Below are 1,865 nucleotides of genomic sequence, written 5' to 3'. Positions count from 1 at the left end.
ATGCCATGCTTGGCCAGCAGCTTGACCTCATCCATCACGCCGGCCGTGTGCAGCAACGCCTTCGACGGGATGCAGCCGACATTGAGGCAGACGCCACCGAGCGTGGCGTAGCGCTCCACCAGCACCGTCTTCATGCCGAGGTCGGCGCTGCGGAAGGCGGCCGAGTAACCACCGGGGCCGGCGCCGAGCACGAGCACCTCGCACTCGACGTCGGCCTTGCCGGCGTAGCTGCCGGCCTTGGGCGCGGGCGTGGCGGCAACGGCTGCCGGTGCGGGCGCGGGGGTCGGCGTCGCGGCCGGAGCGGCCGCCGCTGTTTCGATCACGAGGATCACCGAGCCTTCGCTCACCTTGTCGCCGAGCGCGACCTTCAGCTCCTTCACGGTGCCCGCATGGCTCGACGGAATCTCCATCGAGGCCTTGTYGGACTCCACCATGATCAGGCCGGTATCGACCGCGATGACCTCGCCGGGCTTGACCAGCAGCTCGATGATCGCGACATCCTTGAAGTCGCCGATGTCGGGSACCTTGACTTCCACCATGTGTGCCATTTGGGAGCTTCCTTCAGAACAGCACGCGCCGCAGGTCGGCGAGCACGTTGGCGAAATAGACGTTGAAGCGCGCGGCGGCGGCGCCGTCGATCACGCGGTGGTCCCACGACAGCGAAAGCGGCAGCGTGAGGCGCGAGGTGTAGGTCTTGCCGTCGGTGGAGTGCTGCTTCCAGTAGCTCTTGCACACGCCCATGATGGCGACCTCGGGCGCGTTGATGATGGGCGTGAAGTAGATGCCGCCGATGCCGCCGAGCGAGCTGATGGTGAAGGTTCCGCCCGACATCTGGTCGGGCTTGAGCTTGCCGTCGCGCGCAAGCTTGGCGAGCTCGCCCATCTCCCTGGCGATCTCGGGCACCGTCTTGCTGTCGACGTCGCGGATCACCGGCACCATCAGGCCGTTGGGCGTGTCTGCGGCGAAGCCGATGTGCCAGTAGTTCTTGAGCACCAGCGCATCGCCATCGAGGCTGGCGTTGAACTCCGAAAACTTCTTCAGCGCGGCCACGGCCGCTTTCATCATGAAGGGCAGCATGCTGATCTTCACGCCGGTCTTCTCCAGCTCCTTGTTCATCTGCACGCGGAAGGGCTCGAGCTCGGTGATGTCGGCCTCGTCGTGGGTCGTGACATGCGGAATGACGACCCAGTTGCGGTGCAGGTTGGCCGCGCTGATCTTCTTGATGCGCGACAGTTCCTTGCGCTCGATCGGTCCGAACTTGGCGAAGTCGACCCTGGGCCAGGGCAGCAGTTCGATGCCGCCGACGCCACCACCTGCAGGGCTTGCGCCAGCCTTGCCAGCGGCAGGCGCGGCACCCCCACCCTTCGCAAAGGCCTCGACGTCGGCGCGCACGATGCGGCCGTGGTCGCCGCTGCCCTTCAACTTTCCGAGATCGACGCCGAGTTCGCGTGCCAGCTTGCGCACGGCGGGACCGGCGTAGGCGAGCGCGAAGCCAGCTTCGTCGAACGCGCCGCCGGCGGCTGCGACGGCCTGCGCCGGTGCGGGCGCGGCGGATGCTGCAGGCGCCGGTGCGGCAGCGCTCGACACCGGCGCATCGCCCCTCGCGAGCGACAGGATCACCGAGCCCTCGCTGACCTTGTCGCCCAGCTTCACGGCGATGGACTCGACCACGCCGCCGCGCGGCGCGGGCACGTCCATCGTGGCCTTGTCGGATTCGAGCGAGACCAGCGGATCTTCGGCCTTCACCATGTCGCCCGGCTTCACGAAGATCTCGATGACGGGCACATCGCTGAAATCGCCGATGTCGGGAACCTTGATGTCGATTGCGTTGCTCATGTTCTGCCTTGCCTCAGACGGTCCAGGGG

General features: G+C 66.8%; 2 protein-coding genes. Both read right to left on the bottom strand.

Features of this window, described 5'->3' with window-relative positions; all coding sequences use genetic code 11:
* A partial coding sequence (locus AC1DY5_RS53775) for a biotin/lipoyl-containing protein (protein WP_478122380.1) occupies positions 1-548 on the bottom strand: 548 nt, incomplete at its 3' end.
* A gap of 13 nt (positions 549-561) precedes the next feature.
* Positions 562-1,865 (bottom strand): dihydrolipoyllysine-residue acetyltransferase (locus AC1DY5_RS53770; RefSeq protein ID WP_478122379.1); only part of this gene is annotated, 1,304 nt, incomplete at its 5' end.

The organism is Variovorax sp. P4_D9, from assembly GCF_056401695.1.
This window is presented reverse-complemented; position numbering and strand designations above follow the sequence as displayed.